Here is a 16,840-nt window from a genome sequence, read left to right on the forward strand (position 1 = left end):
GTCGAGATATCATATGCCGGCTGCCCGAGGTAGGTGACGTTAAAATCGAGAATTCCCGCATATGAGCGTCCATTTTGTGCGCTTTTATCCGCACAAAAAAAGGACGAGTCTCCTACCCGAGACATCGTCCTTTTCATACACGTATTTAAAAGATAGAAATGGCACCTGTTAACAAAGCGATCAATGTTGTAAAAAGGGCAGTTAACACGGTCCATAGCAGGGCGTACCTTTGCAAATCGCCAATATCTTTGTTCAGCATACTGACAAGAAGGAGCGTTGAAGCCACAAGAGGGCTCAGCAAGTGGACAGGCTGTCCGATAATAGAAGCGCGCGCAATCTCCACCGGATCAATCCCGTATGCTGCACCCGCTTCAGCTAAGATTGGCAGCACACCGAAATAATAAGCATCATTTGAAAGAACAAATGTAAATGGCATACTCGTTAAAGCGACAATGAGTGGAAAGAATGAGCTGTAGGAATCCGGAATCATGTAAATGACCAAATTAGCAATGGACTCCACCATTTTTGTTCCCGAAAAAATTCCTGTGAAAATTCCAGCTGCAAACACAAGAGTAATAACCGTTAAGGCATTTCCTGCGTGCGATAAAATTCTCTCGCGCTGATCTTCAACCTTTGGATAGTTGATCATGAGCGCGATGACAAATCCAATTAAGAAGAGAACTGGAATCGGTACGATATCTAAAACAAGTGTCGCCATCACCGCAATTGTCAAAAAGAAGTTTACCCAAATGAGGTTTGGTCTTTTCATGTCTTCGACGCCATCTTCAATTGACGCTGCCAATTCAGGGGAGATCGAAATCTCTTCTTTGTACTGAATCTCTGCGATCCCAATTCGTTTCCGCTCTTTTTTCCCGAGCACATAGGCAGTAAAAAGAATGAATAGACCGCCAGCTACCATCGTTGGAATTAATGGAATAAAAAATTCAGCTGCATCCAAGCCAAGTGCAGCAATTGCACGAGTAGCAGGACCACCCCATGGGGTCATACCGCTCATAATGCCTAATGATAATAATGAAATCGTCCCTAAAATCAGCGGGTTCATCCCAATTCTTAAGAAAAGTGGCAGCAAAGCTGATACGGTAATCATGTACGTTGTCGTCCCATCCCCATCTAATGCAACAAGCATGGACAAAATCGCTACCCCAAACGCAATTTTGACAGGATCCCCTTTCACAATACGTAAAATGAGTTTAATCAGTGGATCAAACAGACCTGCATCCAGCATGACACCAAAGAATAAAATGGCAAATAATAATAAAGCAGCAGACGGTGCAACCGTTTTGAGTCCATCAAGCATCATATCCCCTAATCCACTGTAAAACCCACCGATCAATGCAAAAATGATCGGCACAACGGTTAATGCCACCACCGGATGCATACGTTTTGTCATAATAAGAAATGTAAAAGTTACGACCATTAAGAGTCCTAAAATAGCTAGCACTTTATATCCCTCCATCCTCTTCTTTGCGCAGTCAGCAAGCGCCCCTTTGCACTTGCGACCTAAATGTTAGCGCTTTCTATTTCAAGGATATAATAGCTCTTTTTATAATGAAAATATTGATTTTTTCGTATATTCTATAAATTTCTTTTATAATCAACCTTGCTGGCTTCTTAAAAACTCTATGAATGCTTTCACAACAGATAAATGAAGGGAGTCTGGCTGGTACATAAGCCATGTATCTCTTAAAACAGGCTGGCCATCTTTATACGAAAGACCTTTTACAAATAGCTCATCACTTGGTCTGAGGCAAATTTCTGGTACAATGGCGTAGCCTAAACCGTGCTTGACCATCTCTTTTGATGTATCCTGGCGGTCTGTCTCCATCGTCACAAGCGGAGGCATGGTAAACGTTTCCTGCCACCATCTGTTAATCAATCGTTTTAATGAACTATCTGTATGATAGTCAATGAGCGGAAGCTTTGGGAGGTCCTTTAGCTGGATTTCTGATTTTGAAATGATACAAAGCCGCTCTTTATCAAGCAAAAACCGCTCTCCATTCCAATCGTAATCCCCTCTTAAAATCCCTAAATGGACACTTGATGTGCCTAATAAATCCATGACTTTCGTGCTCCAGCCTGTATTCACCATGAATTGAACATGTGGATACTGCTTAGAAAATTCTCTTAAAATTTCCGGCAGCTTATACTGAGCAAAGTTGCTTGAGACCCCTAACCGGATTGTCCCTTTGACCTTTTTTTGCATGTTGAGCATGCCATCTTTTGTTTGCTGAAGCTGTTTGAGCATGTCATTTGCATATGCAGCCAAGTACTCGCCTTCTGACGTAAATTCAATCCCTCGTTTTCTTTTAAAGAAAAGCTTCATATCAAACTCCTCTTCAAGCTGCTTCAACCGATAGCTTAAGGCAGGCTGAGAGACAAATAATTTTTCCGCCGCTTTTGTGATGTTCTTTTCTTCATAGAGCACCTTTAAAAACCGCCAGTCTTTCTCATCCATTGTGTGCCCTCCTTTTTCACTAGTTATAAAAAATTTTTATTGATTCCTCTTAAAATAATGTATTTAACTTATTTCTTATTATACTTTACCATTTTGATTAGATAAACAGTTCATTAAAAATTGAGGGTGAGAGCAATGAGAAAAGTTCCAATCACAATTATGCGAGGCGGTACAAGCAAAGGGGTATTCATTCAAGCAAACGATGCACCCTATGAACACGATGAGCTCGAGGCATTTCTTTTAGACATTATGGGCAGTCCTGACCGGCTGCAGGTCGATGGGATCGGCGGCGGTAATTCTTTAACAAGTAAAGTAGCCATTATTGATAAAGCCACACGTCCAGATGTGGATGTGAACTATACGTTTGCACAAGTCAGCATCAATGAGAGATATGTCGACTTTAAAGGGAACTGCGGGAATATCTCATCAGCGGTTGGACCATATGCCATCATTAAAGGACTTGTTCAAGCGGTTGAGCCCATTACGACTGTACGTATCCTCAATACCAACACCAATAAAGTCATTGTAGTAGAGGTTGAGGTTGAAAACGGCGAAGTGAAATTTGAGGGAGATGTAGAAATTCCAGGAGTAAAAGGGACAGGATCTCCCATCTATCTATCATTTGAAAAACCTGAAGGCGCTGTAACAGGTAAAACCTTTCCGACAGGGAACCGCATGGATACGATTCAGACAAAATTCGGAGAGATTCCGATCTCGATCGTTGACATCGCAAATCCCATTGCCTTTGTCCGAGCGAAGGATCTTCATTTAAAAGGAACCGAATTGCCTGAGGAATTTTCAGACGCATTACTGGATGATTTAGAAGAGATTCGTTCCATCGCTGCTGAAATGTGTCACTTTGCGCCAAAAGACATGGCAACATTACAGTCACCAGCCGTTCCGAAGCTTGCGATTATTAGCGAACCTGCTGATTATGTCGATACAAATGGAGTGATGAGACGAGCAGCCGATATGGACATCATCGTACGCATGCTATCAATGCAAAGACCACACCAAGCGCTTGCCATTACCGGCTCTGTCTGTGTGTCAGCCAGCTATTTTATGGAACAAACACTCCCTGCACAGCTTTATGATGGACAACATGATACGCTTCGAATCGGGCATCCTGCCGGAATTATGAAAACAGACATTGACGTGTCTCAAAACAGAGTCAAAGTCATTCGAACCGCAAGAGAAATTCTAGACGGGGTTGTCTTTACGAAACAAGATTATATTGTGCAGCCTCGTATAAAAAGAGAAGCCTGAAGCAGACGAGAACATCGTCTGCTTTGATATTGTTGACAAAGGGCTAAAATGATGTTTATTTTAGTCCTTTGTCTTCTTTTCAGCGTGATAGAAAACCTTTGCAGTCTAGGAAGGACGAGTAGCGGAGCGAATGAAACATTCGTGAGCACCGGCGCGCAGACCTGACAACGAATGCGAGGGTTTGTCTACACGCTGGAAGCAGACGAGAAGACGTCTGCTTTTTTTAATGTTGAAGCGGGGCATCAATATCTCCCGCAGAATGAGCTTTGATCTGTCCTTTATCATCTTTTAGCTGAAGATGACCAAAGCGGTTAACACCGCTGCAAATGCCTTCTTTCCATGTTTGTTTTTCACGATCTAACGAAATGCGAAGCGGCTTATTGAGTCGATATAACCGTTTGTTATAGAGGGCAGTGAGTGCTTCAAACCCTTCATTCTTCCAGCGTGTATGATATTTTTCAAAAGCCGTGGCAAGGTCCTTCACAAGCTGATCGGCTTTTACCTCTGTCAGTTCAGATAAGCAAATGGTTTTGTACGGGACATGCTCCGGCTTCGTTTCTACATTGATACCGACACCAATATAAATGGCGCTGCGGTCTGCTTCTATTAATGTGCCGGATACCTTTGCTTCATTAATGAGAATATCATTCGGCCATTTGATCGCCAGCTGATCGTCCGCTCTTATGAGTGGTTTCAGCACATCATAGATTGCTAGTGCTGTCAGCGGAGCGATCGTTGATTGAGTGGAGAGTTCTTCTGGCGGCATGACTGTCATGGTTACCGCCACATTCCCTAAAGGCGTTTCCCATGGCCTGCCTAGTCTGCCTCTTCCTGCTGTCTGCTGGCGTGCATAGATAGCAAATGAGGGCTTTTCTCCTTGCTGCATGAGCCTTTTCGCTTCATTATTTGTACTATCAATGGTGTCATATTGAAAAATCTTCATGTGTTCTCCTCTTGTTTTTTCTTGATATGATGCTTTTATTATAACAAAATGAAGTGTGCACGTTGATAAGGCAGCATGCTACTCATTTCGCTGCGCCTGAAATGTCTTTTTTTCTTCTTCAGTAAATGGGACAGATGTGCCTGTATCTTTACTAATTTGCACCATCGTGACTGACCCTGTAAAGCATGGTTCCTGCCGCTCATTTTCTCCTAAGTAATGAAGAATGAGTGAGCTTGAGCCTACCTTTTCCGGCTTGACATACACACGAAGCCTCTCTCCAATCTCTACCTGCTTGATGTAATCACATTGCAGATTAGCGACGACTGTCATGGTCTCTCTCACACGTTTCATCCGTTTATCAACAATACCTGTTTTTTGAAAAAAGGCAATGCGCGCCTCTTCAAAATACACAAAAGGGGTGACATTGTTCATATGGCCAAACATATCCGTTTCTGAAAAACGAACAGTGGTTTCGACATAAAATCGAAAGGATGCCCTCCACTCTTCAAACGGCTCTTCAATATATGACGGCAATCTCACTTGATCATCTCCTTATTTGGAAACAAAACGCCTCTCCCGTATTGGAAGAGGCGTTTGTTTATATGTTGCATCCAGCCTCTTAAACACTCATCATGATTGGCAAAGAGGACTGAATGTGATGTTATTCTGCGTGATCACTTCCGAAGAAGTTACGGAATGCTTGTAAAGTTGTATCTCGGTTAAGTGCAGCAATTGACGTTGTCAGCGGGATTCCTTTCGGACAAGACTGCACACAGTTTTGGGAGTTCCCGCAGTTCGCAAGACCACCGTCTCCCATAATTTCTTCTAAACGGTCAGACTTATTCATCGCACCTGTCGGATGTGCGTTAAATAAACGAACTTGCGAAAGCGGTGCAGGGCCCATAAAGGAAGACTTATCATTCACGTTTGGACAAGCTTCAAGGCAGACACCACATGTCATACATTTCGAAAGCTCGTATGCCCATTGACGTTTTTTCTCAGGCATTCTTGGTCCAGGACCAAGGTCATACGTGCCATCGATCGGTACCCATGCTTTCACTTTTTTCAAGGAATTGAACATCCGGCTTCTATCAACCTGCAAGTCTCTCACAACCGGGAATGTCTTCATCGGCTGAAGACGAATCGGCTGGTCTAACTTGTCAATCAAGGCTGTACATGACTGGCGCGGTTTTCCATTAATGACCATAGAACAAGCTCCGCACACCTCTTCAAGACAGTTCATATCCCAGTTGATTGCCGTTGTTTTTTCCCCTTGTTTATTGACCGGGTTCCGTCTAATTTCCATGAGTGCGGAAATGACGTTCATATTTGGGCGGTAAGGAATTTCAAATTCTTCATCATAAGGCTTTCCATCTGCTGTATCTTGACGTGTGATTATGAATTGAATCGTGTTTTTTTCACTCATCTTATTTCTCCACCTTTTTCTTCGAGTAATCTCGTTTACGAGGTGCAATTAACGATACATCGACGTCCTCATAGTGGAATGCTGGCTTTTGATTTTTTCCTTTGAACGTAGCCATCGTTGTTTTTAGGAACTCTTCATCGTTTCTCTCTGGGAAGTCCGGTTTATAGTGTGCGCCTCGGCTTTCATTCCTGTTGTAAGCCCCGATCGTAATGACTCTTGCCAGTTGAAGCATGTTGTCAAGCTGACGTGTGAAGGCAGCGCCTTGGTTGCTCCATGAAGCTGTATCATTGATGTTGATCTTTTTGTAGCGCTCCATTAGTTCTTCGATCTTCTGATCTGTTTTTAAGAGTTTGTCATTGTAACGAACGACTGTGACGTTATCCGTCATCCATTCTCCAAGCTCTTTATGAAGCACGTACGCATTTTCTGTTCCGTCCATGCTCAGGATGTTGTCCCATTTCTCCTGCTCTTTCTTCACAGCGCTGTCAAATGTTGCAGAAGATAGGTCTTCCGCAGACTTTTCAAGACCGCTAATGTACTTCACAGCATTCGGTCCAGCGACCATTCCGCCGTAAATGGCAGAAAGCAGTGAGTTTGCTCCAAGTCTGTTTCCGCCGTGCATAGAGTAATCACATTCTCCGGCAGCAAATAGACCTTTGATATTTGTCATTTGATCATAATCAACCCATAATCCGCCCATTGAGTAATGAACAGCAGGGAAAATTTTCATTGGAAGCTTACGCGGGTCATCACCCATGAATTTTTCATAGATTTCAATGATACCGCCAAGTTTAATATCAAGTTCTTTTGGATCTTTATGAGAAAGATCGAGATATACCATGTTCTCTCCGTTGATGCCAAGCTTTTGCTCGACACATACGTCGAAAATTTCACGTGTAGCGATATCACGCGGTACAAGGTTTCCGTATGCTGGATATTTTTCTTCCAGGAAGTACCAAGGCTTCCCGTCTTTATATGTCCAAACACGTCCGCCTTCACCACGAGCCGATTCACTCATGAGACGAAGCTTGTCATCTCCAGGGATCGCTGTTGGGTGAATTTGAATGAATTCTCCATTTGCGTAATGAGCCCCTTGCTGATAGACGATGGATGCAGCAGATCCAGTGTTAATCATGGAGTTCGTTGATTTTCCGAACACGATTCCAGGACCTCCTGTTGCCATGATCACTGCATCTGAACGGAAGGATTCAATTTCCATTGTCGTCAAGTTCTGCGCGACAATGCCTCGGCATACTTCCTCGTCATCTAACACAGCGCCAAGGAATTCCCAGCCTTCATTTTTCGTGACAAGTCCTGCTACTTCATAGCGGCGAACCTGCTCATCAAGTGCATATAATAGCTGCTGACCTGTTGTAGCTCCAGCAAATGCTGTACGGTGGTGCTGTGTTCCCCCGAAGCGGCGGAAGTCCAATAATCCCTCTGGTGTTCTGTTAAACATTACACCCATCCGATCAAGTAAATGGATAATGGACGGCGCTGCTTCACACATTGCCTTTACTGGCGGCTGGTTGGCTAAGAAGTCTCCGCCATACACCGTGTCATCAAAATGTTCATAAGGTGAATCCCCTTCACCTTTTGTATTCACCGCTCCGTTGATTCCGCCCTGTGCACATACAGAATGCGAACGTTTTACAGGTACGATTGAAAATAGTTTAACAGCTGTTCCCGCTTCTGCTGCTTTAATAGTTGCCATGAGACCAGCTAAGCCGCCTCCGACAACGATGATGCTAGAATTACTCATTGTAGCCCCTCTCCCTCTTCTACTAATCTATTTCCTCTTAAACAAAAGCGAAAATTGCTCTTAGCCCTACATATGAAAGCGCTATAAATATACCTAATGTCACATATGTGGAGATTCTTTGTGAGCGTGGTGAAACAGTAATTCCCCAGCTGACAGCAAATGACCACAAGCCATTAGCAAAGTGGAAAATAGTAGATAAAACGCCGACAATATAGAAGCCTAGCATAAATGGAGAGCTTAAAATATTCGCCATCATGTCATAGTTCACTTCAGCTCCAAGCTGAGCTTGAATTCGTGTTTCCCATACATGCCAAGTCACAAAAATCAATGTGATGATACCTGAAATCCTTTGCAGTCTGAACAACCAGTTTCTTAAGTAACTGAAGCGAGACGTGTTGTTTTGTGCCGTAAAGGCTATGTACACCCCATAAACAGCATGATAGATCAGTGGTAAGAAAATCACGAACAGCTCAAGTGCATATCTGAATGGAAGCTGTTCCATAAAGTGTGCAGCTTTGTTAAACGCCTCTGGTCCATTCGTCGCAAAGTGGTTCACCACTAAGTGCTGAATTAAAAATAGACCGACCGGAATGACGCCAAGCAAAGAATGCAATCTCCGATAAAAAAATTCTTTGTTCCCCGACATTACTTTACCCCCTAGTAAAAAGTGCAATTGCTGAAAATTGTCTTACCCCCGCTTCTTTCAATTGTAAGCACTTTATTCAAATTTATTGACAATTTCATTTTACTCCTATGTCAAAAAAGCGTCAAGAAACCGCGTACATAAATTAAAATTTTCCGAAATTTAAAAGTTTTAAATCAAAATTCGTTTTACTACAATAAGAATTTCTTAGACTTCAGGGAAAACTCTGTCATCATATGCTCACATAAGCTATAATAAATTGTTGAAAGAGGGGAGCCGTACAATGAATAAATTCGAATCTAACTTAGAACAGCTAAAAGAAATTGAAGTCAATGGATTTGCCTACGAGCTGATACGCGAAGTTCTGCTGCCTGATATTCTTGGTCAGGATCATTCATCTATGATGTATTTTGCGGGTAAGCTGCTTGCTCGTAAATTTCCTCAAGAGTCATGGGAGAAGATCCCCGAATTTTTCCATGATGCCGGATGGGGAACTCTCACGATGGTCCATTCGAAAAAACAGGAAATTGAGTTTGAGCTCGAAGGTCCACTTGTATCAAATCGACTCACCTATCAAAAGGAGCCATGCTTTCAGATGGAAGCAGGTTTTATTGCTGAACAAATCCAGCTTCTCAACGAGTACGTGGCTGAATCTTATGAACAAGTGAAAAAGCGTGCTGATAAAGTCATTTTAACCGTTAAATGGGATTTAAGAGACCCAAGCTAACTCTCTTTATGAAAGGCGCAGACTTCAGGTCACGCCTTTTTTTGTTTGCCTTCTTCTATCATAGCATACTTAGTGAATGGGTTTGCGGCGGTTTCGAATATAAAAAAGAGGTGCACTCTTTCATGAGATACACCTCCCGCCTTTTTAAGAATGCGCAGCTACCTTTGATAAATCAAACGCATCATGCAATGCTTCAACTGCTTTGACCATATCGTCTCGGCCAACCACTGTTGAGACTTTAATTTCAGACGTACTGACCATTTTCACTTGGATGTCTTTTTCTGCTAACACAGCAAACATTTCAGCGGCTACGCCTGGATTTGAAACCATACCAGATCCAACGATGGATACTTTGGCTAATTTGCTTTCTGTCTCGATCTGTTCGTAGCCGAGTGCTCCTTTATATTCTTCTAACACTTCAACTGTTTTAGACAAATCATCCGTTTTCACAGAGAAAGAGATCGACGTCTGATTGGTGCTTGTGACAGACTGAATGATGATATCGACATTGATATTTTGCTTCGCAAGTGTCGTAAAGATGGTCGACAATGTGGTAAGACCGCTTGAAAGACCGCACACCGTCACGCGTGTAATTTGATCCTCAAACGCAATGCCTCTGACGACTAAATTTTGTTCCATGGATGATTCCTCCTCAATTAACGTACCCGATTCATTTTCAATACTAGAACGGACTTCTAGCGGGACTTGATAATTTTTCGCAAATTCGACAGCTCTCGGATGCAAGACACCAGCTCCTAAATTAGCCAGCTCTAGCATCTCATCATATGAAATACCTGCAAGTTTCCGCGCGGCCGGTACATAACGCGGATCTGTCGTAAACACACCTGGTACATCTGTGTAAATATCACATTTATCCGCTTTTAGTGCAGCAGCAAGTGCCACAGCTGTTGTATCTGATCCACCGCGTCCAAGCGTTGTGATATGCAAATCATCTGCAATTCCTTGGAAGCCAGCCACAACAACCACTTTCCCAGCACTTAATTCCTCTTTTATTCTTGATTCATCAATATCGACGATTCTTGCGTTACCATGTACTTGCTCTGTTTTCATACCAGCCTGCCAGCCTGTAAAGGAAATGGCATCATAGCCTTTTGCTTGCAGCGCCATCGTTAATAAGGAAATGGTCACTTGCTCTCCAGTTGCGAGCAGCATATCCATTTCTCTTTTGCTCGGATGATCTGTGAGTTCTTTCGCTAGGTCTACTAGAACATCCGTTGATTTACCCATTGCCGACACAACCACAACCACATCATGTCCGGCCTCGCGTTCAGCGATGACCCTTTCTGCAGCATTGCGAATTTTTTCTGTCGATCCAACAGACGTTCCGCCAAATTTTTGTACAATTAGTCCCATGTCAACCACCCTTTTTCAAAAGATCACGTGTGAGAGAAGAGGCAAGAAGCGGCTTTGGAGACTGCCTGCTCACTGCAAATAAAAAAAGCAATGAGAGAACAGATCTCCCATTGCTTTATAATCATCATCAAACGATGCAAACAATGAGATAGCCCTCCAAGAAATAAATTCTTGACAGCCCTACATTTCTTCAATGTACAGCCAGCGAATAAAATGAGTGGATTTTATTCACTTCGGCGACGCTCCCCTTTCAGCCCTCTTCCTAGATCCCATCGATCTCTGAAGGCTTACTCTTGAAGTTCGCACCTCTATCTTCAACAAACAACACGTTCATTTATTAAATTTAGTCACAATCTTAACAGACTTTTGGAAAAAGTACAATCTATTTTTTTAAAGCTTCCATTAAAAGCTCGGCCGTTTGTTTTGGGATGCCAGCCTCCTGAAAATCTTGGATAGAGGCTTCTTTCATCTTTTTGACAGAGCCAAAATGTTTAAGAAGCTGTTTTTTACGCTTTTCTCCGATACCTGGCACATCGTCTAAAATAGATTGAAATGCATTTTTTCCTCGCAGCTGCCGGTGAAAGCTAATCGCGAACCGGTGCACTTCATCTTGAATGCGCTGCAATAAATAGAAGGCCTGGCTATTCCGCTCCAGTGCAACAATTTCCAGTGTATCGCCCATCATCAGATTCGACGTCCTGTGCTTTTCATCTTTTACTAGACCTGCTACTGGAACAGACAGATTCAATTCATTTTCAAGCACATCTATCGCTGCATTGATCTGTCCCTTTCCTCCGTCAATTAAAATCAAATCTGGCAGCGGAAGCTCATCCTTTAACACGCGGGTATATCGCCTTCTAATGACTTCACGCATCGATGCATAATCATCTGGACCTGTGACGGTTTTAATTTTGTATTTTCGGTATTCCTTTTTATACGGCTTCCCGTCCTGAAAGACGACCATGGCAGAAACCGGGTCTGCACCTTGAATATTCGAGTTATCAAATGCCTCAATCCGGTAAGGCATATAAATATTCAGCGCATCTCCAAGCTGCTTCACTGCACCAATGGACCGCTCTTCATCACGCTCAATGAGCGAAAATTTTTCTTTCAAGGCGATTTTAGCATTTTGATGGGCAAGTAAAAGCAAATCCTTTTTCTTTCCTTTTTTCGGCTGATGAACGTTCGTCTCAAGCAATTGTTCAATCATCTCTTGATCTACGCTATCTGGCACCAAAATTTCCTTCGGCAGAAAGTGATTGTTCTTTTCATAAAATTGCCCCATAAAGGTGAGAAACTCTTCCTCAGGGTCTTGATACATAGGAAACAGGCTGACATCGCGTTCAATCAATTTTCCTTGCCTGATGAAGAAGACTTGGACACACATCCAGCCCTTGTCATAGGCATATGCAAAAACATCTCGATCTGATAAATCGCTCATCGTCATTTTCTGCTTTTCCATCGTAGAGTCGATATATGCGATTTGATCTCTCAATTCTTTTGCGCGTTCGAATTCTAATTGTTCGGCGGCTTCTTCCATCTTTTCGGTAAGTTCCTTTTTGATTTGCTGATGTCCTCCGTTTAGAAACCTTATGATTTCGTCCACGAGCTGCTTATTCGTTTCTTCAGAAATGTCATACACGCATGGCGCGAGACATTGTCCAAGATGATAATATAAACAGACGCGATCAGGGAGGGTGGCACATTTTCTGAGAGGATATAAACGGTCGAGCAGCTTTTTCGTTTCACGTGCTGCCTGTACATTCGGGTATGGTCCGAAATATTTCCCTTTGTCCTTTTTCACATGACGGGTGACGATCAATTTAGGATGTCGTTCATTCGTAATTTTAATAAAAGGATACGTTTTGTCATCCTTGAGCATGACATTGTATTTTGGGTCGTATTTTTTGATTAAATTTAGCTCTAAAATGAGTGCCTCGATATTAGAAGAGGTGACAATGTATTCAAAGTCCTCAATTTCACTGACAAGACGCTGCGTTTTGGCGTCATGAGATCCAGTGAAATAAGAGCGTACTCTATTTTTTAAGACCTTTGCCTTCCCCACATAAATGACTGTATTTTGTCGATCTTTCATTAAATAGCAGCCTGGTTGATCTGGCAAGACCGATAGCTTTTCTTTGATCAGTTTGTTCATATTTTCATCCGTCCTTGTTTTCCTCTTTCACTCCTTCTAGTGTATCACGAACATTTGTTTTATACCATATTGAAAGAAAAGCGGCTCTCGTCTTTACGAGAACCGCTTCAGTGAGTATGCCGCTCGGGCATAGACAGGTTTATAGATGTTTGTTAACAAGCTCAGCAAGTGCTTCTTTTGGTTTGAAACCAACAGAAGTTTCTACCACTTCACCGTCTTTTAAAACAAGAAGTGTTGGGATACTCATTACGCCGTATTTACCAGCAGTTTCTTGGTTATCATCTACATCAATTTTTACAATTTTCATTTTATCGCCCATTTCTTGATCAAGTTCTTCAAGAACTGGAGCAATCATTTTACAAGGTCCGCACCATGGTGCCCAAAAGTCCGCAAGAACAACACCTTCTGCAGTTTCTTGTGAAAATGTTGCGTCAGTAGCTTTTACGATTGCCATTATTCATTCCTCCAATGTAAATTATGCTTTTTAGTATAGCATCTACCAATGTGACTTGCGAATGAAATGCTTACGAATCATTTTTTATGAAATGAATTAAAAAACAAACCGTATAATCGCACCAATGACAACAATTGCACCGATAATCATGAGAATCGTTCTAAGCATATAAATAACTCCCTTTCCGCTTCGTTTACAATGTATGATGCCCCAACATCCTTCTCATCAAACATCTAAATATGCGATCAAGCCAGATCGATCGTGATCATCACCACAGACATTGGCGGCAGATCTATGGTCAACTCACCCGGTTTTACAGCAAATTGCTGAAAGTCTGCTGGCTGGACAGCATGAGGATCATCAAATGTGTTGTGCGCATTCATGCGATCTGCTGTCAGCACACGGCCCGTAACTTTCGTTTTTGCATCCAAACCTTCAATGGCAAGGGATACTTCGTTTTGTTCATGCGGATTCAGGTGACAAAAGCTAATATGCATCTTATCGGACGAACGCGAAGCTGACACACTAACCTGAGGTATTTTTTCACCGCTTCGTTCATAAGGTGTTGACACGAATTCCACTTCAAGTGCTTCCTCCTCTTGATGCACTTGAAACATGTGAAACACATGATAAGTAGGCGTCAGAAGCATCTTTTCGTCTTTCGTTAACACCATTGCTTGCAGCACATTGACCGTCTGGGCAATATTCGCCATATGAATCCGCTGGCAATGACGATGAAAGATATGAAAATGAAGGGCACAAACAAGTGCGTCTCTTAGTGTGTTTTGCTGATACAAAAATCCTGGATTCGTACCTGGTTCTGGGTCATACCATGTTCCCCATTCATCAATGATCATCCCGATTCGCTTGTCTGGATCATAACGATCCATAACCTCTCCATGATCCACGACAAGCCGTTCCATCTCATAGGCTTTTTTCAATGTGATAAACCATTCATCTTCATCAAATTCAGTCGCTGACCCTTTCTTCTCCCACGTACCAGGTACGGTGTAGTAATGCAAACTGAGTCCATCCATCCAAGGTGCGGCCCGCTCCATTAATACTTTTGTCCAATTCACATCATTTGAATTGGCGCCGCATGCAATTTTGTATATGGTCTGACCTGCAAACTCTCTTACATACGTTTGATAACGTTTATATAGATCTGCATAGTATTCAGGCGTCATATTCCCGCCGCATCCCCAGCTTTCGTTGCCTACACCAACATAGGTCAGGTCCCAAGGTTCTTGTTTTCCATTTTGAATGCGCCAATCAGACATAGGTGTTCCCTTTGGAAATGTGATGTACTCGACCCAGTCTGCTAATTCTTGAACAGTCCCACTTCCCACATTTCCGCAAATATAAGGCTCACATTCAAGCAGCTCACACAATTTCATAAACTCATGCGTACCAAATGCATTGGATTCAACGGTACCACCCCAATGAGTGTTCACCATCGGCTTTCGTTCGCTCATATCTCCCACACCATTTGCCCAATGATACTCGTCTGCGAAGCAGCCGCCCGGCCACCTAAGCACCGGAATATGTAGTGCTTGAAGGGCTTTTAGCACATCGGTACGAATCCCCTCAATATGATCAATCTCAGAATCTTTTCCGACCCAAATCCCGTCATAAATCCCTCTTCCTAAATGCTCTTGAAAATGTCCATAGATGTGTTTAGAAATACGTCCGATCACGTCATTGACTTTTACTGTCCCCTTCACTTGTCAACCGCTCCTTTGTGTATTGATTACATACAAAAAAACCCAGAATACCTAGGCATTCTGAGTGTATGAGCGTTACGAGTGGATATTCATCTTTTTTAACTCTTCATTCAAAAGCGGTACCACTTCGAACAAATCACCGACGATTCCGTAATCGGCAATTTTGAAGATCTCGGCTTCTGGGTCTTTGTTAATCGCCACAATGACTTTACTGTTAGACATTCCGGCTAAATGCTGAATCGCCCCTGATATCCCGCATGCAATATAGAGATCAGGTGTGACGACCTTGCCTGTTTGCCCAATTTGCAGGGCATAATCACAGTAGTCTGCGTCACAGGCGCCACGCGAGGCACCGACTGCTGCGCCCAGCGTCTCAGCGAGTTCATTCAGCGGTTCAAACCCTTCCTTACTCTTGACCCCGCGTCCCCCGGCAACAATGACCTTTGCTTCAGATAAATCTACACCTTCTGACGTTTTTTTAATGACTTCCTTCACGATCGTTCGCAGGTTCTGAATATCGACAGAAACCGGGGTAATGTCTCCGCTTCGTGAGGCATCCCGCTCAAGAGGTGCCACGTTGTTTGGGCGTATGGTTGCCAAAAGCAGACGATCTGTTGAAATCACTTTTTCGAAGGCTTTTCCAGAGTAAATCGGTCTTGTGAAAACAAGATGTTCTCCGGTAACGCTTACATCAATTGCATCTGAAATTAGACCAGTTTGCAAGCGTGCAGCTATTTTCGGCGACAAGTCTTTTCCAATAGACGTATGTCCAAAGAGGACCGCATCTGGGTCAACCTGATCTAATATGGCTTGAAGTGCCTGCGTAAAACCATCTGACGTATAATATGAAAGGTGCGGATGCTCCACAATCATGACATGATCCGCTCCATAGTAAAGCAGTTCATTCGCTTGGTCTTTGACGTCATCCCCTATTAACACGCCAATGACTTCACCGCCATCTGCCACTTGATGAGCGGCAGCAATGGCTTCAAATGTCACATTTCTTAATTTACCGTCACGACTTTCTCCAAGTACAACAACTTTTTTACTCATCTTTCAAGTTCCCCCTTGTTCTCGTGATATCGTAAAGTGGATGTTTAGATGACCTTTGCTTCATTTCTTAGTAAATCTGTCAGTTCTTTGACTTGATCCTGAAGCTCACCGCTCAGCACCTTGCCACCCTCTTTTTTCTCCGGTAAGAAACGTTCAATTGTTTTGATTTTATATGGGACATCATCTTCATCGAGATCTAAATCATCAAGTTCCAACTCTTCTAAAGGCTTTTTCTTTGCCTTCATAATGCCAGGTAATGATGGATAGCGAGGCTCATTGAGACCTTGCTGCGCAGTGACGACAAGCGGAAGCTCAGCAGAAATGACTTCCACATCACCTTCTGCATCTCGTTCAATCGAAGCAGAGCCGCCGTCAATTTGAATACTTGTGATGGTTGTGACATATGAAAACCCAAGTAATTCAGCAAGACGCGGGGCAACCTGACCAGAGCCCCCGTCAATTGCCACATTCCCTGCTAAGATCAAGGAAGCCTCTTTGTCTTTTAAATAATGGTAAAGAATCGTAGAAGCTGAATATTGATCCCACTCTTCTAAGTCGTCTTCCACATTTAATAAAACGGCTTGATCGCAGCCCATAGCAAGCGCTGTTCTCAGCTGCTTTTCCGCATCCTCACTGCCAACTGTCACAACGGTCACTTCTCCCCCGTGCTCGTCGCGAAGCTGGATCGCTTCTTCTATGGCGTACTCGTCATAAGGATTAATAATGAACTCTGCCCCATCTTCTTGAATTGCACCAGACTGGATGGAAATCTTCTCTTCCGTGTCAAACGTACGCTTCATCAAAACAAATATATTCATTCATTTCTCCCCCTTGTGT

The 16,840-nt window shown here is 43.0% G+C and carries 15 protein-coding genes and 1 riboswitch; of the genes, 2 read left to right on the forward strand and 13 right to left on the reverse strand.

The window, feature by feature from the left end; genetic code table 11:
* Positions 1-145: 145 nt before the first annotated feature.
* Entirely contained in the window at positions 146-1,462 is a 1,317-nt protein-coding gene (locus tag MHH68_RS12685) for a citrate:proton symporter (protein WP_058015134.1), read from the reverse strand.
* Positions 1,463-1,615: 153 nt separating this feature from the next.
* Positions 1,616-2,476 (reverse strand): LysR family transcriptional regulator, encoded by an 861-nt coding sequence (locus tag MHH68_RS12690; protein ID WP_061409004.1) that lies wholly within the window; start codon positions 2,474-2,476, stop codon positions 1,616-1,618.
* A gap of 135 nt (positions 2,477-2,611) precedes the next feature.
* Here MHH68_RS12690 and MHH68_RS12695 point away from each other — a divergent pair, with 135 nt between their 5' ends.
* Positions 2,612-3,742: a PrpF domain-containing protein gene (locus tag MHH68_RS12695; RefSeq protein ID WP_339163397.1), complete on the forward strand. Its 1,131-nt coding sequence runs from the start codon at positions 2,612-2,614 to the stop codon at positions 3,740-3,742.
* A gap of 223 nt (positions 3,743-3,965) precedes the next feature.
* Here MHH68_RS12695 and MHH68_RS12700 read toward each other — a convergent pair whose 3' ends face one another.
* From MHH68_RS12700 to MHH68_RS12720, 5 genes are all read right to left on the reverse strand, one after another.
* Positions 3,966-4,685 (reverse strand): biotin--[acetyl-CoA-carboxylase] ligase, encoded by a 720-nt coding sequence (locus tag MHH68_RS12700; RefSeq protein ID WP_339163400.1) that lies wholly within the window; start codon positions 4,683-4,685, stop codon positions 3,966-3,968.
* A 78-nt stretch (positions 4,686-4,763) separates the two neighbouring features.
* Positions 4,764-5,225, reverse strand: coding sequence for a thioesterase family protein (locus MHH68_RS12705; protein ID WP_268496768.1), 462 nt, complete (start codon positions 5,223-5,225; stop codon positions 4,764-4,766).
* A gap of 121 nt (positions 5,226-5,346) precedes the next feature.
* Positions 5,347-6,111, reverse strand: coding sequence for a succinate dehydrogenase iron-sulfur subunit (gene sdhB / locus MHH68_RS12710; RefSeq protein WP_058015129.1), 765 nt, complete (start codon positions 6,109-6,111; stop codon positions 5,347-5,349).
* Between the two features lies 1 nt (position 6,112).
* Positions 6,113-7,873: a succinate dehydrogenase flavoprotein subunit gene (sdhA, locus tag MHH68_RS12715; RefSeq protein WP_339163402.1), complete on the reverse strand. Its 1,761-nt coding sequence runs from the start codon at positions 7,871-7,873 to the stop codon at positions 6,113-6,115.
* A 37-nt stretch (positions 7,874-7,910) separates the two neighbouring features.
* Positions 7,911-8,519, reverse strand: coding sequence for a succinate dehydrogenase cytochrome b558 subunit (locus MHH68_RS12720; protein WP_058015127.1), 609 nt, complete (start codon positions 8,517-8,519; stop codon positions 7,911-7,913).
* Between the two features lie 280 nt (positions 8,520-8,799).
* Here MHH68_RS12720 and MHH68_RS12725 point away from each other — a divergent pair, with 280 nt between their 5' ends.
* Positions 8,800-9,243, forward strand: a complete 444-nt coding sequence (locus MHH68_RS12725) for a YslB family protein (RefSeq protein WP_058015126.1) — start codon at positions 8,800-8,802, stop codon at positions 9,241-9,243.
* A gap of 144 nt (positions 9,244-9,387) precedes the next feature.
* Here the strand turns inward: MHH68_RS12725 and MHH68_RS12730 are convergent, their stop codons facing one another.
* The 6 genes from MHH68_RS12730 to MHH68_RS12755 form a co-directional block, all read right to left on the reverse strand.
* Positions 9,388-10,617 (reverse strand): aspartate kinase, encoded by a 1,230-nt coding sequence (locus MHH68_RS12730; RefSeq protein WP_061409010.1) that lies wholly within the window; start codon positions 10,615-10,617, stop codon positions 9,388-9,390.
* A gap of 141 nt (positions 10,618-10,758) precedes the next feature.
* Positions 10,759-10,936, reverse strand: a riboswitch (Lysine riboswitch).
* A gap of 63 nt (positions 10,937-10,999) precedes the next feature.
* Positions 11,000-12,772, reverse strand: coding sequence for an excinuclease ABC subunit UvrC (gene uvrC / locus MHH68_RS12735; RefSeq protein WP_339163405.1), 1,773 nt, complete (start codon positions 12,770-12,772; stop codon positions 11,000-11,002).
* Between the two features lie 139 nt (positions 12,773-12,911).
* Positions 12,912-13,226, reverse strand: a complete 315-nt coding sequence (gene trxA / locus MHH68_RS12740) for a thioredoxin (protein ID WP_007501629.1) — start codon at positions 13,224-13,226, stop codon at positions 12,912-12,914.
* 245 nt (positions 13,227-13,471) lie between these two features.
* Positions 13,472-14,950: an alpha-N-arabinofuranosidase gene (locus MHH68_RS12745; RefSeq protein ID WP_268496764.1), complete on the reverse strand. Its 1,479-nt coding sequence runs from the start codon at positions 14,948-14,950 to the stop codon at positions 13,472-13,474.
* Positions 14,951-15,025: 75 nt separating this feature from the next.
* Positions 15,026-16,003: an electron transfer flavoprotein subunit alpha/FixB family protein gene (locus MHH68_RS12750; RefSeq protein ID WP_058015122.1), complete on the reverse strand. Its 978-nt coding sequence runs from the start codon at positions 16,001-16,003 to the stop codon at positions 15,026-15,028.
* A gap of 44 nt (positions 16,004-16,047) precedes the next feature.
* A complete protein-coding gene (locus MHH68_RS12755; RefSeq protein WP_012010823.1) occupies positions 16,048-16,821 on the reverse strand; it encodes an electron transfer flavoprotein subunit beta/FixA family protein in 774 nt (257 codons plus the stop codon).
* Between the last annotated feature and the right edge of the window lie 19 nt (positions 16,822-16,840).

Origin of the sequence: Bacillus sp. FSL K6-2841, from assembly GCF_037976435.1 — a bacterium.
Taxonomy (GTDB): Bacteria; Bacillota; Bacilli; order Bacillales; family Bacillaceae; genus Bacillus; species Bacillus pumilus.